This window comes from Tistrella mobilis (assembly GCF_039634785.1).
GTDB lineage: Bacteria > Pseudomonadota > Alphaproteobacteria > Tistrellales > Tistrellaceae > Tistrella > Tistrella mobilis.
This window is the reverse complement of sequence record NZ_JBBIAB010000005.1, coordinates 1-24,954: the sequence shown is the minus strand read 5'-3', so window position 1 is coordinate 24,954 and position 24,954 is coordinate 1. Positions and strand designations below refer to the sequence as shown.

Below are 24,954 nucleotides of genomic sequence, written 5' to 3'. Positions count from 1 at the left end.
CGGTTCTGTCCGCCGGTGACGGCATTGGCGCGTGTGGCGGTATTGGGTACGGCCCTTTCGGCTCTGGCCCTGCCGCCACCACCACCGGGGGATCCCCTGCCGCCAGAGCCGGGACCGCCTGTCCTGCAGGGCCTGGTCCCGCGCGTGATCACCCCGGTGCAGGATGCCGGCCCGGGGCGCCCATCAACCAGAGCCCGCCGCGTCCGACCACCCGCGCCGCAGGCAGATGAACCGTGACGGTGGTTCCCTGGCCAGGCCGGCTGTCGAGCAGCAGCCGGCCACCATGCAACTCCACGATCGCCTTGGACAGGGGAAGGCCGAGCCCGGTGCCTTCAAAACGACGGCTCAAGGCACTCTCGATCTGCCCGAAGGGGGTCAACACCTTGGGCAGATCCTCAGGGGCGATGCCGATGCCGGTGTCGGTCACGGTGATGTCCATGCCGCCATCCCTGCCCGGCACCGCCGCCAGGGTCACCCCGCCTCCCGGCTCGGTAAACTTCACCGCATTGGAAAGAAGGTTCAGCAGCACCTGTTTCATGCGCCGCTCATCCACCAGAACCGGTGGCAGGCCGGGCGGCAGCTCGGTCTCCAGGGTGATGCCGCCGGCATCGGCACGCGCCTGAACCATCCCCCGGGCACGCGATGCCATTGCCCGCAGATCGACCGGCCGCTCGTCGAGATCCAGGCGCCCCGCTTCGATCTTCGACATGTCGAGGATGTCGCTGATCACCGCCAGCAAATGGCCGCCACTCTCGGTGATATCGTGGGCATATTCCAGATAGCGGGGGTTGCCGACCGGCCCCAGCGTCTCAAGCGCGATCATTTCGGAAAAGCCGATCACCGCATTCAGCGGGGTGCGCAGCTCGTGGCTCATATTGGCCAGGAACTCGCTTTTCGCACGATTGGCCAGCTCGGCCGTCTCCTTGGCCTCCATCAGGGCGGCCTCGGCGCGCCTGCGTTCTGCCCCCACCAGGGCAAGGGCAATCAGATCGGCCAGGGAGCCCACGAAATTGACCTCGTCCTGCGCCCAATGCCGGGGGGAGCCGAAATGCTCGCAGCACAGGATGCCGACCACCCGGCCGTCGACCCGGACGGTCGCATCCATCAGCGCGCCCAGGCTGTCGCCAAAGCGCGGCAGTGTCATCACCTCGGTCATTGCCGGATGGAAACGGGCATCCCCCACCACCAGCGCGCGTTCAGGCAGCAATGCCTCAAAATAGCGCGGCATTCCGGCCACCGAGATGTGCCGTCCATCGGTCGGCAGATGACTGCCGGCACGCGCATCGAAATGATCGATGCACATGAAATCGGTCGGATCCGGAGCGTGCGTACCCGCCCGGGTCTGCATCGTATCCGCCAGCCAGACGGAAACCCGGCCGACATCGATGATCTCCGCCGCCGTTTCGCTCACCACCCGGATGACGCTGGCGGGGTCGCCGGTAAACAGGCCACCACCATGGGCGATCGCAGCAATGGCCCCGTTCTGGCGGCGCAGGCGGGTCTCGCGACTGCGCAGCGCATCCTCGGCCATGCGCCGATCGGTGATGTCGTGCACCACCACCAGCAGGGATGCCGCACCGCCATAGCGCAGGGCACAGGCGCTGAGCAGGCCCCAGAAGGCGCGATCGCCGGCCCGGATCATGGGGGCTTCGACCCGCTCCGCCGCGGCCCGGCCGCTCAACTCGGCCATGATCAGCGCCGCCGCCCCCGGGTCTGCGAACAGCCGGTCGAAGATCAACCCGCCTTCGGTCTGGCCGCCGACCAGATCGTCCAGTCCGAAGGCGTCTACCGCCGCACGGTTGGCGAAGAGCAGGCGCCGGCCCTCCTGCATCACGATCAGCATCGGCAGCGGCGCCGCCTCGGCAATTGCCCGGAACCGCTCCTCGCTTTCAGCCAGGGCGCGTTCACGCCGGCGAACATCGGTCGCGTCGCGGGCGACGACCACCAGCCCGCCATCGGCCGTGGCACGCTCGCTCAACTCCAGCAGGCGACCATCGGCCATGTGGACATCGATCAGCGCATCGCTGCGATGGTGGACGATGTCGCCGTAACGGCGCATCGCCGCCTCGACCGAAAACCGGCTGTCGCCGCCATAGGCGCCGCGATCGACCGCGGCGCGCACCAGATCCTCGAGCAGGGTGCCGGGCACCAGAAGATCCGCAACCACCTGAAACAGATCGACCATGCGGCGGTTCACGATCACCAGCCTGAGGTCGCGATCATAGATCGCGATGCCCTCGCGCGTGCTGTCCAGCGCATCCAGCATCAGGCGATGTGCAGCCCAGGCCCGGGCTTCCGCCTCCATGCGATCGGTGATGTCGGTCGAGACACCGCGATGGCCGATCACCCGACCGCGCGCATCCAGGATCGGCCGCCCCGCTTCTTCAATCACCCGGCGACGCCCATGGGCATCCAGCAATTCGTAGCGCAGGCCGTCGAAGGCGACACCGGCTGCCATCTCGTCCAGGTGCCGTCGCCAGCGCCGCTCTTCGGCGCGCCGCCAGGCCATGGCCGGTAATTCGGCGCGGCGGGTGCCGATCAGCCGGTCGGCCGGAATCCCCAGTCGATCCACGATCCGGCGGGAAACGTAGATGAACCGGCCTTCCACATCGGTTTCCCAGATCCAGTCGCTGGCGATGCCGGCAACATCACGAAAGCGCTGTTCCTGCTCGCTGAGCCGCCGGTTGCGGTCCGCAAGCAGCCGCGCATTATGTGTCAGGCTCCCCACGGCCAGACGCGCCCGGGCGGCCGCACTCCAGACCAGCGCCGACATCAGCAGAAGCGCGATGACGACCAGCGGCAATATGCTCTCCAGAAGGGCCCGACCGGGTTGGTCGGGCCTCCAGGTGACCCAGGCGACGGGGGCACCATCCGGACCATCCAGTGCCAGGGCGGCATCCCCCTGCGGCATCGTCAGGGCCAGGGCCACATCAGGCAGCCCCCCGATTACGTCATGCCCCAGAAAATTGCGATCCAGACGCTGAAAGATGACCAATGCGTGATCGGGCTCCTCGGTTGGCGGAACCGTGCCCTCGATTGCGAAAGGCGCGATGCGGGCGGCCACCGCAAAAACGATGCTGTCGTCGATCCTGATCGTCCGTTTCACAGGCCGCGGCTCCTGCCCGCCTGTCGCCAGAGCGGTTTCAACCAGGGGTGCCAGCATCGACGGAAGGATATCGATCTCGTCCGCAGAGAATCCTTCACCGGCAGAAAGATAGACTGGTGGTCCGGAGGTTCCCATCACCAGACTGCCGTCGACGGCAAAGGTCCTGCGCAGATAGGCCCCGAAATTATCGTCGAGCCAGACGTCGTCAAGCGGAGGGGTCGTTGCGGCGAGGGCCTCGTCCCACCAGGCATAGTCGACCACGGTCCGTTCCAGGGTCGACATGCGGGCGTTCAGCAGATCGCGGATCAGGCGCTGCTGCTGGTTCAGTGCCGTCTGGTCCTGCACGCCGGCTGCGGTCACGACGATCGCGCCCACAAGAACCAGACCGATGGTCATCACCCCCAGGATCGGCCGGATCAGCCGGCCAAAGCTGACATCGGACGTATTGACAGCAGAATGCGACAGCGATGCCGAAGCCCCGCCGTCATCATGATCTGCGTCTCCGGCCGCCACTGTCTGTGCGGATGGAGTCTTGTCCCGATGCCAGCCGATGCGCACCTGCGCGATGCCCTCTTGCGCTCGAAGCCATCGGGCGCGATCGGGGCCACCGGGCCCCTGCCGTTCTCGCCCGCCGGTCGCGATCCATCACACGACCGTGCCCCTCATCCAGCCCGGCCCCTCATCCAGCCCGGGAAGTGTTGCAGGCCCCCGTGGCGGACGCAAGGCAGAGCCCGGCATCGTGGCATTTTTCAAGACCATGCCCGACACCCATCATCGCCCGCCCCCTGTAGGGGTCGGGCGATGATGGATGATGGCCAACGGTCGGGTGGATCGGGCGATCAGGCGGCGTGGGTTCTGGCCAGCTTCTCCCCCAGCTTGCCCGGCACCTCCTGGAGCATGGCTTCACCGGCTTCGATCACCGCCAGCCCCTGTGTCGCGGCCGCCAGATCGTCGATCAACCGGGGCAATTCGGCATCGGGCACCATCGCTTCCAGACGGTCCCACCCCACGGGCTGGGCCACCGCTTCCAGGCCCAGGATCTGACCACGAGCGGACTGAATGGCGGCATGCATGCGGGCGGTGGCACTGCCCGGTGCCGTCATCCGCACCGGCCTCACCGGTTCCAGCAGCACCGGATCCGCCTCGCCCAGAGCCTCGATCATCGCCATGCGGGCCGCGGTCCTGAAGGCCATGTCGGAACTGTCGACCGCGTGATGCAGGCCATCGGTCAGAGAGACCGCCAGATCGACCACCGGGAAGCCAAGCGGCCCGCTGACCATCGCGTCGCGCACGCCCGCCTCCACGGCGGGCACGAAATTGCGCGGTACGGAGCCGCCGACGGTCCGGTCCTCGAACCGGAAACCTTCGCCGCGGCCAAGGTGCGTGAGTTCCAGGGACACATCGGCGAACTGGCCATGGCCGCCGCTCTGGCGCTTGTGGCGCGCCCGGGCGGCCGCCGGCCGGCGCGGTGCCTCGCGGAAGGCGATCCGGGGCGGCCGGGTCTCCACCTCGATGCCGAAGCGCAGCTTCAACCGCTCCACCGCCAGGGCCAGATGACGGGCCCCCTGGCCGATCAGCACCGTTTCGGACATGTCGGGGCGCGCATCGATCCGATAGGACGGATCCTCTTCCACCAGCCGCGCCAGGGCGGCGCCCAGCTTGGCTTCGTCGGCAGCCCTGGTCGCCGCCAGAACCAGGCCGGCCACCGGCATCGGCACCGATGCTCCCCCCTCGGCGATCACACCTTTGGCATCGACCGTCACGCCGACCGGCACGTTTTCAAGCCGGGGCAGCACCACCACTTCGCCTGCAACCGCCGCATCGGTGCGCCGGATCATGGCCGGGCCGTCGAACATGCCGATCTGGCCCAGACGCTGGCCGGCAAAGTCATCCCCTTCGGCCAGCCGGCCCGACCACAGCCGCGCAATCCCGACCCGGCCCAGATGCGGCAGATGCAGCACCTTGAACAGCCGGGCCCGCATCCGGCCGTCGTCATGACCGCGCAGGACCGCATCTTCCCCCTCGTCCCCGGCATCGACCGGGTCGAGCACGCCTTCGCGGCAGGCGGTGACGGCGACATCCGGCGTCTCGTGGCGCAGCGCCTTCATCAGCCGCCGGACCCCGAAGCCTTCAAGCGCATTGCCGAAGAACACCGGCACGATGGTCTCGCGACCGAATTCCCGGCCGAGATCGCGATAGATGGTCTTGCGGTCGGGATGGGTTTCCTCGAGCAGCTGTTCCAGCAGGACATCGTCGAAATCGGCCAGCGTTTCGAGCATCACCTGCCGGGCTTCCTGCTCGCGGGCGCTGAGCGAGGCGGGCAGCCGCACGACTTCCGATGCCGATCCGGGGCGATAGCGATAGGCGCGTTCACTGGCGAGATCGACATGGCCGACCACCCGCTCCTCGCCCGAGGCGCCGCGTTCGCGGATCGGCACTTCGCGCAGCACCAGCGGCCGGCGGCTGGCGGATTGCAGGGCGTCGAGGATGGTGGCGACGCGCACGCTCAAAGTATCCACCTTATTGATGAACACCATGTGGGGAACGCGCATTTCCTCAAGCAGGGTGAAGATCGGCGCCAGCGCCTCGACCCGGGTGGGATCGGGGTCGCAGACCACCACCGCCACATCGGCGACGGTCAGGCAGTCGCGCATATCCTGGCGGCAATCGGCGGCCCCGGGGCAGTCGAGCATCGTCCAACGCTCGCCCAGATAGTCGATGCGGGCGGTGTTGAGGGTCAACCCGCCCGAGATCTGGCCGCGTGCTTCGGGCCAGGCGTCGCCCCGGGCGGTACCGTCGGCCACCCGGCCCAGCCGGCCGGTGGTGCCCGAGATCCACAGCATGGCCTCGAGCAGGCTGGTCTTGCCGGTTCCATAAGGTCCGATGAGGACGGCGCACCGCGGCGCCGCCGGAACTCTGTCGGGCAGGGCCCCCGCGGGCCTGCCCTCTGCCGTGTTGGTGGACATGGCATCCTCCCCAGCATCCGGAACGGATGGAGGTCGTCCGATGTCGGGTGTCACGGGCGCGGGCGGCAGCAGGACAAGTCGGCACAGAAGAGGCGCGCCGCGCGTCGGAGCGGATCGGACGATCCGTCCCTTCCTTGGCAGCGGAACCGTCGGCGGCGATGCAGGATGCCCGCAGCGAAGGCGGCCCCGTCAGATCGCGGGCCGTTCCGTATCGCCATCCGGCGATATGACGGCCTCGTTACACTCCGATGCTCGCGCGGCCGGCCGGTCGAGGCAAGCGAAACCGTCATCCGATGCCGATCTGTCGCAGCCATCGGCCGCAGCCACCGGATGTCTGCCCCCCGCTTGACTCCACCTGCGAGCCGGACTAGAACAAAAAGAGAACAAACGGACGCCCCCCCGGTCCGCTGGAACGGCCCCGCAAGTCCGGCCCGCACAGGCCTGGCCTGCATCACCGGCCCCTCTTGCAGGAAGGCAGCGATGATACCGATCAGGCCGACGACCATCGCGCCGGCACCAGGCCGGGTGGTCCGCATCTTCAGGGATGGCCCCCGCCGTCCGCGCACACCGGCCGCGGCCGATGACCGGGTCGCCGGCACCGCCTCTTCCATAGCCGTGCAGCCCGGCCGGCCGCACAGCCTGGCCATGGCGGAGCTGCACCTGATGGTCGCCGGGACCACCTGCCCTGCTCTCATTTCGGCACCACCGCTCCTTTCGTCACCGGCCGGTTCTGCCGGTGTTCCTTTCACCCCGTGGCCAGTGCCGGAAGGCGGCCCAACGACGGAGGATGGCATGGCTTTCGGATCCGCGACCCGTCTCGCACCCCCTTCCACCCTCACCCGGCGCGATCCCGCCATCCGGGTCAGGCCTTCGCGCCTGCTCGCGGCCGCTGCCGCAGCAACCGCGCGGGCCGCGGTCGACCCCGACCCCCAGGCCAGCGACGATCAACTCGACGACACGGCGGCAGCCGGTCTTGCCGCAGCCCCGGTGCCCGATCGGGTCGAGCAGCTGCGGGCGGTGATCGCCCGGATCGAGACCCGCGGCAATGCCACCACCGGAGATGACCGTGGCCAGGCGGGCGCCGTGATCGGCACCGGTCATGCCGCCATCGATGCCCGCCTGGGCGAAGGCGGGCTCAGCCTGGCCCGGCTGCATGAAATCGTGACCGCGGAAGCGGGGGATCATCCTTCAGCCGGCACCGCCCATGGTGCCGGGCTGGGGCTTGCCGCCAGCTGGGCCGCGGCGGCAGCGCGCCTGCGCAGCGGCCCGGTTCTCTGGGTCGGCGGCTGGCCGCCCCCTTATGCGCCGGGGCTGGCGGGTTTCGGGCTCGATCCCTCCCGGCTGCTGGTGGTGCCGGCCCGGCGCAGTGCCGAACGGCTCTGGGTGATGGAAGAGGCGGTGCGCAGCGGCGCGGTCGCCGCCGTGGTGGGAGAGGTCGCCGATGCCGACCCGCTCGCCACCCGGCGCCTGCAATTCGCCGCCGCCGAAGGCGGGGCACCGGCCCTGATGCTCCGCCCGGTCGCCGCCGGGATCCTTGCCGCCACCGCCACCCATGATGCCGATCCCGCCCTGTTGCTCGACCGTCTGCCGGCCAGTTCCGCCGCCAGTCGCTGGGCGGTGACCACGGCCCCCGGCACAGCCGCGCAATGGCCGGCTGCGGCAGGCTATGCCGCCCGCCCGATCGGCCGGCTGCACTGGCGGCTGGACCTGCTCCGTGCGCGCGGCGCCCTGCCCGCCCGCTTCACCGTCGCCTGGGCGGCCGAGGGGCCGGAGGCGAACCGGGACGATACGACCGGTGCGGGCATGCTGGACGTGATCCACGGTCCGGGTGCCGCGGCGGCACGCCAGGTCGTACACGGCCTGCCGACCCGCCAGGCCGGGACCGGCGGCTGGTTCGGCCGTACCCTCACCCGCAGCCTGGGCAACCGGCCGCTCACCGCCGGCTGACCCGCCCCCGGAACCGGACGCCCGCGCCGGCACGGGGCCGCTGTCCCGCCTTGCCCCGGGGTTCAGTATCTCTCATGTCCAGCCCTCACCCCGATCCCGCACGCCCCGCCGGCGCCGGCTCCGGCCGGCGCATTCTGGCTCTGCATCTGCCATTGCTCGCCGTCGACCGCCAGATTCTGATCGCGCAGGCGGCCGGCGATGCCGATGCTGCCCGGCACTGGCGCCACGGCCCAGCCGCCTGTCATGCCCCGGGCCCGCGCGGGCCGATGATCACCATCCCCAATCCCGCCGCCCGGGCCGCCGGGGTCCGGACGGGCATGACGCTGGCCGAAGCCCGGGCGCGGACCGCCGGCGATATCCTGCTCGCCCCGGCAGACCCGCGGGGCGACCGTCGGGCCCTGGCCTGGCTTGCCGATCTTGCCGACCGCTTTTCGCCCGCAGTCGGCCTCGACGGCGATCAGGGGCTGCTTCTCGACATCACCGGGGTTGCGCATCTCTTCCGGGGGGAGGCCGGTCTGATCGCCCGGGCAGGTACCCTGATCCGCGGGCGCGGCTTCAGCCTGACCGCGGCGATCGCCCCCACACCGCTCGCCGCCTCTGCCCTCGCCCGGGCCCGGGCCCACGTACAGGCACATGTACAGGCATATCCCCCGGCCGATGCCACCGTGGTGGTGGCACATGACCGGGCCGGCCCCGACGAGACCCGGGCCGCCCTCGCCCGGCTGGTCGGCCCCCTGCCGCCGGAGATGATCAGTCTGGATGGGGAAAGATTGCGGCGGGTTGCGGAAGGTCTGGCGCGGCTCGGCATCCGGCGGGTCGATGCCCTGGATGCGCTGCCCCGCAGTTCGGTTGCCGAACGCTTCGGGCCGGGGCTGCTCGACCTGCTCGACCGGCTGTACGACCGGGCGCCGGATCCCCTGCATCCCCGCCGGCCGTCGGCGCCGGTCGAGGTGCGGATCAGCTGGGCGGAGCCGATCGGACGGGCCGAGGATATCGCTGCCGCCACCGCCGCCCTGGTCGACGATCTGGTGGCCGATCTGGGTGCCGCCGGCCTCGGTGCCCGGCGGCTGGCGCTGTCGGTCCATCTGGTCGACGGCCGCCTGCAGCGCGCCGAGCTGGGCCTGGCGCTCGCCAGCCGGGAGCCACGGCACATGATGCGGCTGCTGGCCGAACGGTTGGACCGGATCGATCCCGGCCTCGGGATCGAGGTCATGGTTCTGGCGGCACCCGTGGTCCAGCCGCTCGCCGATCTGGACCGATCGCTGCCGGGGCTTGGCCAGGCCCCGCTTTCAGCCGGTACCGGCAGCGCTGCCGTCGCCGCCCTGATCGACCGGATCGATGCCCGGCTCGGCAATGGCCGGGTCCGGGCGGTCAGGATCGAAGCCGGGGTGATGCCCGAAACGGCGATCAGGCTGATCCCCGCTGCCATCGCCCCGCAGCGGGTTGTCCGGATCGACGACGGCCCCCATCGGGTAACGGCACCCCGGCCGGCGCGGCTGCTCGCCCGGCCCGAGCCGGCCCTGGTGGTGGCGGCCCTGCCCGATGATCCGCCGGCCCGGCTGCGCTGGCGCGGCCGGCTGCATCGGGTGCATCTGGCCGACGGCCCCGAACGGCTGACCGGCCCCTGGTGGGAAAGCCCCGGCGCCCCGGCCGAGGCCCGCGACTATTACCGGGTCGAGACCGAGGACGGGCTCAGGCTCTGGGTGTTCCGCAGCCGCGGATCGGCCGGGCTGGTGCTCGACGGGGACGGGGCCGCCGATGACGCCGCAGCCGCAGACGACTGGTTCGTCCACGGCATCTTTGCCTGATTTTTCAGACCATTGTCCCTGGACCCTCAGCTGTCGCCACAGGTTCCGCACCGATGCAGCCCGTCCCCCATGTCGAGTTCGAGATCACCAGCTGTTTCAGCTTTCTGCGCGGGGCGTCGCATCCCGAGGAACTGGTCGCGACCGCTGCCGCCTTCGGCTATGACCGGGTTGCGATCGCCGACCGGTCCAGCCTGGCCGGCGTGGTCCGGGCCCATGTCTCGGCCCGCAAGCTGGGCCTTGCCCTGCATGTCGGCGCCAGGCTCGACCCCGAAGATGCGCCGCCGATGCTGCTCTACCCGCGCAACCGGGAAGCCTATGGCAGGCTCTGCCGCCTGCTGACCCTGGGCAAGCGTCGGGCGCCCAAAGGCGCCTGCCGGCTGACCCTGGCCGACATTCTGGCCATGGCGGAGGATCACGAGATCATCCTGCTGCCGCCGATGTCGTGCCCTGCAACCGGCCCCCACTCCGACTGGGATGCCCATGCCGCGGCCGCCAGCCGGCTGGCGGCCGCCTTCCCCGATGCGGTGCATCTGGGGGCGCGCCATCTGCTTGCCGGCGATGACGACGCCCGCATCGCCCGGGTCGATGCGCTGGCCGGCCGGCTCGGCATCGACATGATCGCCACCGGCGACGTGCGCATGCATGTACCGGAGCGGCGGATGCTCGCCGATGTGATGACCTGCATCCGCGAGCATGTGACCATCGACCGGGCCGGCCGGCGGCTCGCCCGGAATGCCGAACGCCATCTGAAGCCACCGCCTGAGATTGCCCGCCGCTTCGCCCGCTATCCCGACGCCCTTGCAGCTGCCCGCCGGATGTCCGACCGGCTGAACTTCAGGCTCGACGAACTCTCCTATGAATATCCGATGGAGACCGGCCTGCCCGGCGAAACACCCCAGCAGACCCTGGAGCGCCGGACGCGGGAAGGGCTCGCCTGGCGCTATCCCGAGGGAGCCTCGGCCGGGATCCGGAAACGGGTCGAAACCGAACTCGGGCTGATCGGCCGCAAGGGCTATGCGCCCTATTTCCTGACGGTGGACGAGATCGTGCGCTTCGCACGCGATCGCGGCATTCTGGCCCAGGGGCGCGGATCGGCAGCGAATTCCGTGGTCTGCTTCCTGCTCGGCATCACCGCCGTCGACCCCACCCGGGTCGACCTGCTGTTCGAGCGTTTCATCAGCGACGCCCGCGACGAGCCGCCCGATATCGACGTCGATTTCGAGCATGAACGCCGGGAAGAGGTGATCCAGCATCTCTATGAAAAATACGGCCGCGACCATGCCGCACTTGCCGCCACGGTCATCAGCTACCGGCCGAAAAGTGCGCTGCGCGAGGTCGCCCGCGCCATGGGGCTGGACGAGGATACCGCCGGCCGGCTTTCGGGTCAGATCTGGGGTCATTCCGACGAGCCGCTCGACCGCGAGGCCCTGCGGGCTGCCGGGATCGATCCCGATGCGCCGCGGATCCGGGCGACCATCACGCTTGCCCGCAGCCTGCTCGGCTTTCCGCGCCATCTGTCGCAGCATGTCGGCGGCTTCGTGCTCACCCGCCGGCCGCTGGAAGAGACGGTGCCGATTGGCAATGCCGCCATGCCCGACCGCACCTTCGTCGAATGGGACAAGGACGATCTGGATGCGCTCGGCATCCTGAAGATCGACGTGCTGGCGCTGGGCATGCTGACCGCGGTGCGCAAGGGTTTCGACCTGATCCGGCAGACCACCGGCCAGAGCTGGACCATGGCCACCCTCCCGCCCGAGGATCCGGCGGTCTATGACATGCTCTGCCGGGCCGATGCGGTGGGGGTGTTCCAGGTGGAAAGCCGGGCCCAGCTCAACATGCTGCCGCGCCTGAAGCCGCGGACCTATTACGACCTGGTGATCGAGGTGGCGATCGTCCGGCCGGGGCCCATTCAGGGCGACATGGTTCACCCCTATCTGCGCCGGCGCGACGGGCTGGAGCCGGTGGACTATCCGTCGGACGAGTTGAAGGCGGTGCTGCAGCGGACCATGGGCGTGCCGCTGTTCCAGGAACAGGCGATGCGCATCGCCATGGTCGCCGGCGGCTTCACCGGCGAAGAAGCCGACGAACTGCGCCGGGCCATGGCCGCCTTCCGCCGCACCGGATCGGTGAACCGTTTCCACGACAAGCTGGTCTCAGGGATGGTCGCCCGCGGCTATGACCGCGACTTTGCCGAGCGCTGCTTCCGCCAGATCGAAGGCTTCGGCGAGTACGGCTTTCCGGAAAGCCATGCCGCCAGTTTTGCCCTGATCGTCTATGTCTCGGCCTGGATGAAATGCCATCACCCGGCGGCCTTTACCTGCGGGCTGCTCAACAGCCAGCCCATGGGCTTCTATGCACCGGCCCAGCTGGTGCGCGATGCCGCAGCCCATGGGGTGGAGATCCGGGCGGTCGACATCGCCCGCAGCGATTGGGATTGCACGCTGGAGCCGACCACCACCGCCGCCGGTGCGGCAGGTCTGCCGGCGCTACGCCTGGGCTTCCGTCTGGTGAAGGGGCTTGCGGAAGCAGATGGGCGGCGAATCGCCGAGCGGCGACCGCCCGACGGCTATGACAGCCCGGCCGCCGTCACCCGGCTGGCGGGGGTGGCACCAGTTGCCCTGATGCGCATCGCCGAAGCCGACGGTTTCCGTGGCATGGGGCTGGATCGGCGCCGGGCGCTCTGGGCGCTGCGACGGATGGAGGCGGGGGCAGCCCTGCCGCTGTTCGCCGGGCTGGATGATGGCGGCAGGCCGGCAGAGGCGCCGGCTCCTCTGCCGCCGACGCCGGCGGCACGGGCGATGGTCGAGGATTATGCCTCGACCGGCCTCACCCTTCGCCGCCATCCGATTACCCTGATCCGCGCCGAGCTGGACCGCAGCGGCGTGGTACCGGTTTCGGCGCTCGGCGGCATCACCAGCGGGCGGCGCATATCGGTGACCGGGCTGGTCACCACCCGCCAGCGGCCGGGCACCGCCAAGGGCATCGTGTTCATCACGCTGGAAGATGAAACCGGCTATGCCAATCTGATCGTTCGGCCCGACATTCGTGATCGCCATCGCGTCCTGGTTCATACCGGCCGGGTGCTCACCGCGCGCGGCCGGCTGGAGCGATCGGGGCAGATCATCCATCTGCTGGTCGAAACCCTGGCCGATGCCGAGCCGATGCTGACCGCCGCGGTCGGACGTGCCGACGACCGGGCCGCGGCCGAACATCTGGCGGCCCTCGGCATCCGGCTGGACGCGACCGCGCCGACGACAACCGCGCCCGCCGGCCAGATCCGCCTGCGATCGCGTGATTTTCACTGACCCTCGATCGCAGGGCACGGCGGGGGCCGGCACCATGATCTCATCAACCATGGATCGCAGATCAGCTTCATGTCTATGATGAAGGCGGATGTGCTTCTTCCGTGCACGGCACTGCATGTCCCAACAAGGCCATGCAGTTGTCCTCGCCTTATCACCCGGGTGCATCCGTCGGCTTCCTATAAAAGAAGATGACGTTTCAGATGAACCAGCACCCGCCCCGGTCGGGCCGTTCCAGCCGCGGGGCGCGCGCGCATGAACGGATGGCGACATATGGCAGACAGCCTCTTTCTGCGTGAATTCCTGCGCGCCCCTCTCCGCACGGGAGCCCAGCAACCTTCGAGCCGCGCCCTCGCCGCCGCCATGGCCGCCGAGATCGACCCCGCGGCCGACGGGCCGGTGGTCGAACTGGGCCCCGGCACGGGCGTCGTGACCCGGGCGCTGCTCGACCGCGGCATTCCGGAAGACCGCCTGATCCTGATCGAACTCAACCCCAGCTTCGCCGACCATGTCCGCCGCATGTTCCCGCAGGCCACCGTGCTCAACGGCTCGGCCTTCGACATGCGCCGGCTGATCACCACCGAAATCGGCGGCGGTGCCGAACCGCAGATTGCAGGCGTGGTCTCGGGCCTGCCGCTCCGTGGCCGGCCCGATGCCCTGCGGACACGGCTGCTGGAAGACGCGCTCGACCTCGCCCGACCGGCCGCCGGCCGCTTCGTTCAGTTCACCTACTGGTATGACAGCCCGGTGCCCTTCGACCGGACCCGGGTAGACGGCCGTCGCACGCGTTTCATACCGTTCAATCTCTGGCCGGCCTCGGTCTGGACCTATCGCCGCCATCCTGATCTGCTGACCGGCTGACGCCGGACGCGGCCGATATCAGGACGGTCCCGCCGCTGCACGATCCGGCGGGCAGCCGCCGGCAGCGGCTCCCAACCCGACGGCACCGCCCAATCGCGCGGCCGGCAGCAGCAGTGTCGCCGTGGTGCCGATGTTCTTTTCGCTGTCGAGTGTCAGCGAACCGCCATGGAGTTCGGCCAGCATCCGGGCCAGCGGCAGGCCCAGCCCGGTGCCGTCGAACCGCCGGTTCAGCTTGCTGTCGACCTGACCGAAGGCCTCCAGCGCCACATCCAGCTCGTCGCGCGACATGCCGATCCCGGTATCCGCCACCACGATGCGCAACCCGCCATCGCTGCCGCGGCCGACCGTTATCGTGACCCGCCCGCCGGCAGGCGTGAACTTGATCGCATTGGACAGAAGGTTGAGCACGATCTGCTTGATCTTGCGGCCGTCGCCGGAAAGCACGGGCAGCCCCGGCAGAACCTCGGAACACACGCTGATGCCTGCCACCTCGGCCCGTTCCCGCAGCATGCCGACCGCCTGGCCGATCAGCGCATCGACCACGACCTGTTCCTCGACCAGTTCCAGCTTGCCGGCCTCGGCCTTCGACAGGTCCAGAATATCGTTGATCAGCGACAGCAGATGCTGGCCCGATACCCGGATATCCTCGACATATTCCCTCTGCTTGGCGCTGAGGTCTCCGGCATAACCCGCCGTCAGAACTTCTGAAAATCCGATCACCGCATTCAGCGGGGTGCGCAGCTCGTGGCTGATATTGGCCAGGAACTGCGACTTGATCCGGTTGGCCGACTCAGCCTGTTCCTTGGCGGCCCTGAGCGCCACTTCCACCCGCTTGCGGCCGGTCACATCCCGCAGATTGACCACCACACCGCCCACCGCCGGATCTTCGATCCGGCTGCGGCCGATCGCCTCCACCGTCACCCAGTGCCCCAGCGAATGCCGGAGGCGGAATTCCAGAACGGCGGTCACACCAGGGTCTGCAAGAGCCGCGCGATAGACTTCGGCGACACGGCTGCGATCCTCGGGATGGAGCAGTGCTGCAAAGGCGGTCCCCGCCACCTCTCCCGGTGCCCGCCCCAGAACCCGCCGCGTGCTGGGGCTCGCAAAGGCGACGCTGCCGTCGCGCTCCAGCACCAGGACCACGTCCAGCACGTTCTCGATCAGGGCCTTCAGCCGCCGGTCCCTCAGATCGGCCGCCCGCTCCGCCTCGGTCTGGTCGGTAACGTCGCGCGCAATCGCGATCATCGACACGGCGCCGCCGCTCTGGGGCGAGGCGAGACGCATGACCAGGGTCTCGCACCGCCCGATCGCGCCGTCGGGACGGCGGAAATCCAGGGCACCGCGCCAGCTGCCGGTCTCCATCACCTGATCCCGGATCGCCTCCAGCCGCCGCGGCAGATCCTCGCCCGCCAGAACATGATGGATGGTGTAGCCCCCCACCCGGCCGGCATCCAGCCCGGTCATCCGGGCGGCGCCGCCATTCCATCCGATCACCCGCGCCGCGGCATCGAACAGGACCACGCCGTCATTCGTCCGATCCCAGAGAAGCCCGGTTCCGTCGATCAGATGGTGCGGCGACGCCGAGATCCGCCTGAAGCGCCACCACAGCCCGCCCGCGACCAGCGCACCGGCGACCGCAAGCAACAGAAGGCCGCCGCCAAGGGCCGCCCCGGGCAGCTGCACGATACCGCTCAGATGAAGACCTGCGCAGATGCCGACGCCCGCAAACAACAGGGCCGCGGCGATGAGTGCGGGCTCAAGCCCGGCACAGGCGGTGGCCGGCAAGGTCAGAACCGGCGGCGCAGGCAGAACCGGAGACACAGATGCCCCCTCCGGCTGCCCCGCATCGGCGGGCATGCCGGTCTCTGACGGCTCGCGCGAAAACTGCACGCCTCCCCAGGCCACGTCGTCGAACCTCTTGACCCGCCACCCCCTCCGGCCATCGCCGGAGACGGTTACGCCGCTTCGACCACGGTATCGGGCCCCATGGTGATGAAGACACCATCGGGCCCGTCCTGATCGCTTTCCCGGTGTTCTTGTTCGCTGTCGGAGCGAAGTCGACGATGGACTCAACCACCAATGATGCAGCTTGTCAACATAAGGTCACTCGTCGCGAACCACCCTCGTGCGGAACCCATCCGTTCCGCGACTTAGAATCACCGTCTCGCGATTCACCGTTGTCTTGAGGTGCACCTCTCGACCCCAAAGTGTGTAGACGTGATCCAGGGTCTTCTCCGCATAGCCCAGCTGCAGATCCCGGCCGTCATGGACGTGTTCCAGCAGCAGCCCGCGGCTGCGGCCGTAATCGCCGTCGAGCACCCGGATCATCGGCATGGCATTGGTGCCGGTCTGGCGGATCAGCCGGTCGCGCACCTCGCGCCAGCCGCTTTCATTCGACACTTTCGCCACCACCAGATCATTGCCGCGCGGTTCATAGGCGAACAGGTCCTGATCGCGCATCAGCTCCTCGTCCAGGAAGCGCCGCAGGAAGCTGGCATCCCGCTCGCTTTCGCGGATCTGGAACAGCTTCTGCCGGGTGGCAGCCGCAGGCGCTGCCGGCAGGCCGCGCCGCGGATCCCAGGCCCCCTCTTCCTCGGCCACCAGCCTGTCCCAGATCGCGAGCCCCAGGCAATAGGGGTTCACGTCGCCCGGGATGCGCCGCACCACCTGATTGTGGCGGACCAGGAATTCCATGTGGATGTCGGGCGGCAGCCCCAGCGTGTTCATGATCGCGCGATGCCAGAAGCTGGCCCAGCCCTCGTTCATGATCTTGGTTTCCATCTGGGGCAGAAAGTAGCGCGCTTCTTCGTCCACGATACCGATCAGATCGCGCTGCCAGTCGGCCAGATAGGCGCCGTGGTCGCGAATGAACAGCAGCAGGTCGGGGTCCGGATCCAGCGGCAGCCGTTCCAGATCGGCGTTTGTCGCCGCCTCGTCCGGACGTTTGCGGGCATGGATCGCAGCATAGGGGTCGGGTGTGCCCGTCGCCCGGTCCAGCGCCCGGGCGCGCTGTTCGGCCGGCGACAGCCGCGGCACGGCCGGGTTGCGGCCGATGTTGAACGACAGCGCATGGGCGGCATCCAGAACCTTCTCCACCGCCTCCAGCCCGATCGAGGGATCCTCGACATAGCTGCGCACCCGATCGGCATGCATCTTCACCTGGCCCAGGATCAGTTCCGCGCGGGTGCCGCGGGCGAAGTAAAAATTGTTTTTGAAGAAGTCGTTATGGCCATAGACATGGGCCATGGTCAGGATCTGCAGGCACAGCGAGTTGTCGCGCATCAGATAGGCGATGCTCGGACTGCTGTTGATCACCATTTCATAGGGCAGGCCGGCCACGCCCAGGTCGTTGAGCGTGCGCTGGCGTTCATAGGATTTGCCGAACGACCAGTGCGGATAGTGCGACGGCATGCCGTGATAGGCCATGAAGCCGATCATCTGGTCACGGTCGCAGATCTCGAATTCCTGATCATAGCAATCGAGTTCGTATTCCGCGACCTTGTCGCGGATGCGCGCATCCCATTCTTCCAGATCGCGCATGGTCCAGCTCATGCCCATGGGGGCAGGCCCTCCCGGTCATGTCCGACGAGACGAGGAACAACGAGGCGCGGCATGGCGGATGCGCCATCAGGCGCCCGCCGCCGCCTCGGCCGGTGCCTCCTCCGGGCGTTTCTCCTTGGTCAGGAAAGCCCGGAAGGCCGGCCAGACATCCTCCTTCCGCTCGATCGACAGCATGTGGAAATTCGGCGCGGTCACGCGGCGGAAGACGTCCAGCATCGTGGCATCGCGAAACCGCCAGGCATTGGGTTTGATCTCGCCATAGCCGAACAGGTTCGACACCTCGCACAGCTCGTTCGCAGCCGCGACCGTCCGGTCATTGTCCGATGGGAAGTTGTCGCCATCCGAACAGTGGAAGGAATAGATGTTCCACAGCGACGGATGATAGCGCTCGCGAATGATCTCCAGGGCCTTTTCATAGCCGCTGGAAATCAGCGTGCCGCCACTTTCGCCACGATGGAAGAAATCATGCTCGTTCACCTCGCGCGCCACCGCATCATGAGCAACGAACACGATTTCGACCGTGTCGTATTTGGTGCGCACGAACTGATAGAGCATGAAGAAGAAACTCCGCGCCAGATACTTCTTCATCGTATCCATGGAGCCCGAGGTATCCATGATACAGATCACCACGGCATTGCTTTCAGGCTCCACCTGCGGGCGGATGCGGTGATAGCGCAGATCGTCCTTGCGGAAGCGGAAGCGGGTACCGGCGACGGCCGCACCGTCGTTACCCGTCATCTCATCCTCCGCCATCTCATCCTCCGGCAGCTCGTCTTCGGCGTCCTCGGCTGCATCGAGATCAGGATCCGAGACGGGCGGTGTGCCGGTCGCCATCCGCCGGCGAACGCGGGCAATCGCCGTCCGCCGTTTCGACATGTGAACGCGGATGCCGCTCTTGCGATAGCCCTTGCGGCGGTGGGTGCGCTCCGAAATCACCTCGCGCAGCTTGCGCCGCTCCATGTCGGGCAGCTCCAGATCCTCGAACATGATCTGGATCAGCTCGTCGAGCGTGATCTCGGTCTCGTAGACGTCGCGGCCGGCCTGGTCGCCGGCGGGGCCCTGGCCGGGCTTTCCCTGGCCGTCACCGGCCTTGCCGACCACCTGGCCTTCGGCGGTATCACCATCGCCCTGGCCGACGCCGCCCTGGTTGTCACCGAAGATGAAGCGGTATTCCTTGATGCCGCGGATCGGCACCTTGATCGTCTTCTCCCGCGACTGGCCGATGATCGCCTCCTCGGCGACCAGATCGGCGATATTGTCGCGGATTGCCCGGCGGACCTTGTCGCGATGCCGCTGACGGTCACCGGCGCTGCGGTCACTGCGCAGGCCTTCGCTCTGGGCATAGTCCCGGAAAATCGTCGCCATGCAGCTCTGCCATCCCTCTGCTGCCGCGATCGGCCGGCGACGCCCGGAACGGGCCCGCCGGCCGGCCGCGATCTGCTGGATCGGACCGCCGCCCGCCTCAATCCTTCCAGAGATTGTTGGCGGCGTATTTCAGCACCACGTCGGCCGAATAGCTGTTGTAGCCATTGCCCAGCAGGTTCTTGACCAGCTGGTCGTACTTCTCCCGCTGATCCTCGTCGCGGGTCCGGGCCTTGGTGATGATGCGGCTGATGTCGCGCACGGAATTGGTCAGCTTGCGCTCGATCGCATCCTTGAGCGGCTCATAGGACGAGTAATGCACCTTCTCGCCGCGGCGCGTGGCTGCCCAGAGATAGGCGATGACCTCCTGCCGGAAGCCTTCGGCCGCGGTGCCGATGATCGCGATCTGCTCTTCGATCGACTTCAGGAAAGCCTCGTCGGGCTGCAGCTCCTCCCGCGTGTTGCGGTCCTTGACCTTGGTGCGGTTGATATAGGCTTCGGCATGATCGAGATAGTTCTGGAACAGGGTCTCGGCCTGCTCTTCATAGGCATACACGAAGGCGCGGGTGATCTCTTTCTCCAGGATCTCCAGATAGGCCTTGTGGATGGTGTCCTGCAGCAGCTCCAGATAGTGCTTACGCCGGTCGTCGGGCATTTCGCTGCCCTTGACCATGGCGATCAGCGCCTCGCGGATATGGATCGGCGTGATGCCGTCGGGGCTGTCGGCAAGGGCATTGTCCACCGCCTTGACGATGAAACGGGTGGAAATGCCGCTCATGCCTTCGGAAATCGCCTCGTCGCGCAGTTCGTCGACATCGATCTTCTTCGCCCGGCCCTTCTCGACCACCTCCTCGCCGTTATAAAGCCTGAGCTTGGTCATCAGATCGCATTTGGGCGTCGGCGCCAGCCGCGACAGGATTGCGAACATCGCAGCCACTTCCAGCGTGTGCGGCGCGATGTGATGGCGATAGCCCGATTTGCCCAGGATCTTCGAATAGATCTTCACCTCTTCCGAGAGCCTGAGATTGTAGGGCACCCGGATCATCACGATACGATCCAGGATCGCCTCGTTGGTGTGGTCGGATTTGAACTTCTGCCACTCGGCCTCGTTCGAGTGGGCGACGATGCATTCGTCGACATAGACCGTGCCGTGCCGCCCGGGGGCGGGCACGAATTTCTCCTGGGTCGCAGTCAGGATGGCGTGGAGATATTCGGTCTCGTTCTTGAAGACCTCGATGAACTCGACGATGCCACGATTGCCGGCGTCGAAGGCGCCGTTCAGGTCCAGAACCCGCGGATCTCCCTCGGAGAAGCGATCGAGTTTCGAGATGTCTTCAGACCCGATCAGGACCGACGTGTCCTGGTTGTTGGGATCGACCGGCGGCACGACCGCGATGCCGCGCCGGGCGCGCTTGGAAATCGAAACGGTTCTGACCGGCATCTCTTCATACCGGCCGTTGAACTCCTCCTTCAGCCGCCAGCGGCAGATCGGGCAGAGATCGCCGTCGATGCGGACGTTGAGCATCTTCTCGAATTCCCGGCGCAGATGGCGGGGAATCAGATGCAACGGCTCCTCGCGGATCGGGCAGCCGTCGATGGCGTAGATGGGCGGGGCTTCCTCCAGCCCGCGTTCCAGCCGTTCGACCAGCGAACTTTTCCCCGAACCGACCGGGCCCATCAGATAGAGCACCTGCCGGCTTTCCTCGCCCTGCAGGGCGGCGGAATGGAAATAGCGCACGAACTGCTGGATGGTGCGTTCCATGCCGAAGAACTCGTCGGAGAAGAACCGGTAGGTCTTCACCGGCTCGTCTCCGAACAGGCGCTGCAGGCGCGGGTCGTCGGCACCGCCGACCAGATCCACGCCCTTGCTCATGATCATGTCGTAAATGCGGGCATGCGCCAGTTTGGTGATCTCGGGATTGTCCCGGACCTTTTCCAGGTATTCCAGAAAAGTGCCGGACCATTCCTGCGAGGTGCGTTCCTCGCGGTCCTTCTCGATCAGACTGGCGAAAGAGGTTTTGGGCTGCTCCATGATCGCCCTTCCCGTCCGTTGAAGCGATTGCCGCGGGGGCCAGCCAGAGCCCTTGCGTCTGGTTCGCGTCCGCCGACGTCGGATCGACCGGCCCATGCGGCCGGATAAGGGTCACCCTGATCGCCGAACGACGGCAGACGTGAAGGTCTATCGCGCATGTCGCGGTTCAGAGCCGCGATCGGTTCCCGAACGGCCCTGCCGTATGCCATCCGGACCGGAGCGATGCGGGTTCATTCAGGCTCCGATATGAATCACTTGTTGCCCGGACACGCAGGCTTCAAGAAGAAATCGCCGTGCGGCCACACCGCCGGCCGGGCCGGCCCCCGCGCAGGCCACGGAAATCCGGCAGCACTGCGGCATTCCGCCGCGCCCCGATGACCCGACAAAAATTTGCCCGCCCCCGATCGATCTGTGGATCGGGGTATGTATCAGGGGATGAAGGAGGCGCCCGGCTCCGGCCCGTCATCAATGCCGGACGCAAGCTCGGCAAGCCGGTTTTCAAGCCGCTGGATCCGCCGGACCAGCCCGTCGATCAGCCGGTCCTGGCGCAGGATCTCGGCCGAGGCCTCGTCCAGCATGCGCTCCAGATGGGCCATGCGTTCTTCGATGGCGATCAGGCGGTCATCCATGGGTGTCCGGCTCCCGGGTCATATAGCGGGCATCGGCTTCATAACTGGCGAGCTTCACGGCAAGCGGCGAGCCCGGCGCCACGTCACGCGCCCTGAAACCCATCGCGGCCCATCCGGGTGCCGATCCGCCGACCGCCGTCAATGTCAGACGCGGCAGGCCATGATCGCGGGCCAGCCGGTCCAGCATCCCAACCAGCTGCCGGGCGAGCCCCCGCCCCCGCGCCGCGGGCAGCAGGGCCACGTCGTGAATATACAGGCAGTCGGCGTCGCCGGGGATCGCGCCCAGCAGGCTGTCCAATGCCGGCGGCCGGCCGTCGATCCAGGGATGGGTCACCGCATAACCGATCATCCGGTCGTCGGCGATCGCGGCGAAGCAGCCGGCCGGAAACAGGCGCAGCCGCTCGGCCGGAACCTCTGCACGTTCCGGGAAATCGAGATGCACCGCATCGGCAATCTCGTTCAAACGGTCGAGATCTGCGGCCGTCAGCGGCCGCCAACCCGTGCGGATCATCCTCTCGTCTCCGGAACCGGTCAGATATCAGCTCTGGGCCGAGACGTTGGCATGCCCCCTGATCCGGAGCAAGCCTCCCGGAAGCCGGTGGCGACGCAAAAAAATGCCCCGGGGGCGAGCCCGGGGCAAAGGTCGGCCTTTCCGTGAATGCAATCGCCGCTTCCGCCCGACCATCGGGCCGCCGCGGAAGCCGGGGCAGAGGATGCCCCGGCGAGATGTCGCCCCCATGACCGCGGCATGATCGTTCGATGACGGCGGGGCGGGCGGCGGACCGGGGTTCCGGGCCCCCGTTCAGCGTCGGCATTCAGGGATAGGCGCAGACGTCCGACGACACCTCGACGAAGCTGCGATTGCTGGCCCGGATGGCGAAGCGGTATTCGCGGTCGCCGATGACCATGCTGTGCTGCAAGGGCAGCGTGCCCGTCGCCTCGGTCGCCCGGCCGCCGATCTCGATGAAGCGCAGCGTCACCGGCTGCGACGGATCGAACCAGGCCTCGCGGTCGCCCTTGTCGTTGACCGAGGTCTCGCCCCGGCCGGTGACGGTGATCAGCCCGTCGGCGAAGGTCACCGCGTCATTGCTGCCGGTGGAAAGCGGGGTCGGCAGAATGAAACGTTTGGTGACCGGGCCGCCCTCGCAGCGCCGCTCGTTGCTGACCGCGCCGATCACGAAATTCAGCCGCTCGGGCTTCACCCCGTCGGCCATCCGGCTTTGCACACGGGTCAGGATCTCGGCCAGCTGCCCCGTCGGGACATCCTTCTGATAGCGCTGGCGCCACTGTTCCACCTCGATCAGCGCGCTTTCGCGCGCTTCGCGCAGGCGGGCATTCTCGGCGCCCAGTTCCGAAAGCCTGACATTCAGGTCGGCGACGGACTGTTCCAGTCGCCGGACCTCGCCTTCGGCCAGCATCGCGCCGGTGCGATAGGCATAGGCGCCCGCACCGGCAATGATCGCCAGCCCCGCCAGCCATTTCAGCATCATCATCCGCCGGCGCCGCTTTTCGCGGCGGCGGCCGGCGTTCAGCCCCAGTGACATGCCGTCTTCGTTCCTCGTCAGCGTCCGCTATGGGTGTCAGACCGGCAGTCGTCGCAGTTCCTCACCGCGATCGCCACCGGCCGGTACCGACCGCGGCGCCAGGCGCGGCGTCTTCCGGCCACGCTCCCGCGCTCGGGCCATACTAAGACCGCGTCGAGCCCGGCTGGTCAAGTGGCGAGGTCACGGCAAGTGCGGTGATGCGGCAGCAATGCGGCGACATGACCCGCAATCAGGCTTACATCGTCTCTGCTACCCTGCATCCGCAAGGCCAGGAACAGGTCCGTTGGACTGCCTCGCCAATCGTGCCAATGCGGAGCGTGAATATGGCAGCATATAGCAGCACCTCGATGGTCATCGTTGATACGGTGGCTGATATTCCTGCGGTCGATGTTACCCAGTACAAAACGATTCTGTGCCTCGGATATCATCAGACCGGCGACGGAAGTGGCGGCACCTTTCGATATGATCCGACCTCCACAATGGAGGCTGACCAGGGGCTCGCTTTTCAGCCGGCCTTCGGCCCCGGCCGCTGGTTGCGCGTTGTAGAAAGCGCAGAACCCCTCAGCGTCAAATGGTGGGGCGCGAAAGGTGACAACAGCAGGGATGACTCGGACTCCATCCAGGCTGCACTCAATGCAGCACGGCGATTCGATGCTGTCGACGACCAGATGAACCCGCCAGCCGACCCACCTCCCACTCATCCGGGCCGAAAAGATCTAGTCACGGTCCACTTCCCGCCCGGCACCTACAAGGTTACGAAGACACTATTCATCAATCGGGGCATGAGAGTTACCGGCGCCCGAAAAAATTTCTCTCTCATCAGTTTTCAAGATATGCCGGCAGATGCCGACGGTTTGAGAGCGTGGAAATACGAACTCAACGGTACCGGCATCGTGATGGAACGGTTGCAGCTGAGGGCCGGTGACCTGGGCACGGGCGCCATGCTGAGCATTCGTGGTGCACATGAGAGCCTCATCGAGGATGTTACCTTCTATGGAAAAGATGGAACATCACCTTCTACCGCACTCCGCATCCTAAATTCTCAGGACATCACCCTGTCTCGTTTGGTTTTTCACAGAGTCGGCAAACTCGGCGCCCCTGTGATGACGGGTGCCGCTTTGTCAATATTTAAAGATGTGGGAGCAGGCAGCGTTGCTCCCAACAATATTTATCTGAATGATTGCCGATGGGAGAACACAACCGCAACACCGATCGCGCTGAAGAATTGCCGTGGCATCTACTTTCAGGGCGGCAAGATTGATCAATCGTTCGGCAGCGAAGTGGAGGACAACGCTCCCGGCTTCTACCTGGAGGACGCAACGGGCACGGAAGTCCACCGCTTCTTCATCGGTGGTATCAAGGGGCCAGTGGCACATCTGATCGGCTACAGCAATCTTCTGATGGCCGACACGCGCATGGGCCCCGGTCTTTATGATGCGTTTTTCACTGGCGATCCTGCATACGGTGATCCATCAGAAAGCGGCTTCCTCCCTGGCCGCATCCTGACTCCCCAGATCACGTTGCGTAACTGTACGGTGGATCTCTCCGCTCTTAACGTCACCAGTAGGGTCGCCTCTGTCTTTAAGATCCCTCTTAAAGACTATCGCCAATATACGGGCCTTGCCATCGCGGCAGTCTCTTATGATCCGGGGACCGACACCACTCGCGCAGATGTCATGACAGGGCCCGGTTGGTCTAGCTCAGTCGATTCCGTAAGAGTCCGTCCGAGAAGTTATCTATGATTTCCGGCTCCTTGCGATTCTGCGCATCATGATCCGGATCATCGCGAGGCGGAGGAATGCCAAAGCCATCCGTGAGAGGTTCTCGAAGTCTTTG

At 67.1% G+C, this 24,954-nt stretch carries 14 protein-coding genes; 5 read left to right on the top strand and 9 right to left on the bottom strand.

Features of this window, described 5'->3' with window-relative positions; translation table 11 throughout:
• Positions 1-148: 148 nt before the first annotated feature.
• Positions 149-3,502: an ATP-binding protein gene (locus tag WI697_RS08240; protein WP_345958121.1), complete on the bottom strand. Its 3,354-nt coding sequence runs from the start codon at positions 3,500-3,502 to the stop codon at positions 149-151.
• A 443-nt stretch (positions 3,503-3,945) separates the two neighbouring features.
• Positions 3,946-6,072: an elongation factor G gene (locus tag WI697_RS08235; protein WP_345958120.1), complete on the bottom strand. Its 2,127-nt coding sequence runs from the start codon at positions 6,070-6,072 to the stop codon at positions 3,946-3,948.
• Positions 6,073-6,864: 792 nt separating this feature from the next.
• Between WI697_RS08235 and WI697_RS08230 the strand changes: the two genes are divergently transcribed.
• The 4 genes from WI697_RS08230 to WI697_RS08215 all read left to right on the top strand — a co-directional run bounded on the left by WI697_RS08230 (position 6,865) and on the right by WI697_RS08215 (position 13,990).
• Entirely contained in the window at positions 6,865-8,019 is a 1,155-nt protein-coding gene (locus WI697_RS08230) for an ImuA family protein (RefSeq protein WP_345958119.1), read from the top strand.
• Between the two features lie 74 nt (positions 8,020-8,093).
• Entirely contained in the window at positions 8,094-9,827 is a 1,734-nt protein-coding gene (locus WI697_RS08225) for a Y-family DNA polymerase (RefSeq protein WP_345958118.1), read from the top strand.
• Positions 9,828-9,880: 53 nt separating this feature from the next.
• Positions 9,881-13,132 carry an error-prone DNA polymerase gene (locus WI697_RS08220; RefSeq protein ID WP_345958117.1) on the top strand — a complete coding sequence of 1,084 codons (3,252 nt, stop codon included), beginning with the start codon at positions 9,881-9,883 and terminating at the stop codon, positions 13,130-13,132.
• 270 nt (positions 13,133-13,402) lie between these two features.
• On the top strand, positions 13,403-13,990 hold the full coding sequence (locus tag WI697_RS08215; protein WP_345958116.1) for a class I SAM-dependent methyltransferase: 588 nt from the start codon (positions 13,403-13,405) through the stop codon (positions 13,988-13,990).
• Between the two features lie 18 nt (positions 13,991-14,008).
• On the opposite strand, the gene WI697_RS08210 is transcribed toward WI697_RS08215, so the two are convergent.
• From WI697_RS08210 to WI697_RS08180, 7 genes are all read right to left on the bottom strand, one after another.
• On the bottom strand, positions 14,009-15,811 hold the full coding sequence (locus tag WI697_RS08210) for an ATP-binding protein (protein WP_345958115.1): 1,803 nt from the start codon (positions 15,809-15,811) through the stop codon (positions 14,009-14,011).
• Positions 15,812-16,093: 282 nt separating this feature from the next.
• The gene (locus WI697_RS08205; RefSeq protein ID WP_062761383.1) at positions 16,094-17,548 is read right to left on the bottom strand and encodes a SpoVR family protein; all 1,455 of its coding nucleotides are present in this window, start codon (positions 17,546-17,548) and stop codon (positions 16,094-16,096) included.
• A 69-nt stretch (positions 17,549-17,617) separates the two neighbouring features.
• Complete coding sequence (locus WI697_RS08200) at positions 17,618-18,916, bottom strand: YeaH/YhbH family protein (protein ID WP_345958114.1); 1,299 nt, start codon at positions 18,914-18,916, stop codon at positions 17,618-17,620.
• Positions 18,917-19,013: 97 nt separating this feature from the next.
• Complete coding sequence (locus WI697_RS08195; RefSeq protein WP_345958113.1) at positions 19,014-20,945, bottom strand: serine protein kinase; 1,932 nt, start codon at positions 20,943-20,945, stop codon at positions 19,014-19,016.
• A 428-nt stretch (positions 20,946-21,373) separates the two neighbouring features.
• Complete coding sequence (locus WI697_RS08190) at positions 21,374-21,574, bottom strand: SlyX family protein (protein ID WP_062761386.1); 201 nt, start codon at positions 21,572-21,574, stop codon at positions 21,374-21,376.
• On the bottom strand, positions 21,567-22,085 hold the full coding sequence (locus WI697_RS08185; protein WP_345958112.1) for a GNAT family N-acetyltransferase: 519 nt from the start codon (positions 22,083-22,085) through the stop codon (positions 21,567-21,569). Before WI697_RS08185 ends, WI697_RS08190 begins: the two co-directional genes overlap by 8 nt.
• Before the next feature lie 304 nt (positions 22,086-22,389).
• Positions 22,390-23,118 (bottom strand): hypothetical protein, encoded by a 729-nt coding sequence (locus WI697_RS08180; RefSeq protein WP_062761388.1) that lies wholly within the window; start codon positions 23,116-23,118, stop codon positions 22,390-22,392.
• 218 nt (positions 23,119-23,336) lie between these two features.
• Between WI697_RS08180 and WI697_RS08175 the strand changes: the two genes are divergently transcribed.
• Positions 23,337-24,860: a glycosyl hydrolase family 28-related protein gene (locus WI697_RS08175; protein ID WP_345958111.1), complete on the top strand. Its 1,524-nt coding sequence runs from the start codon at positions 23,337-23,339 to the stop codon at positions 24,858-24,860.
• Positions 24,861-24,954 lie beyond the last annotated feature (94 nt).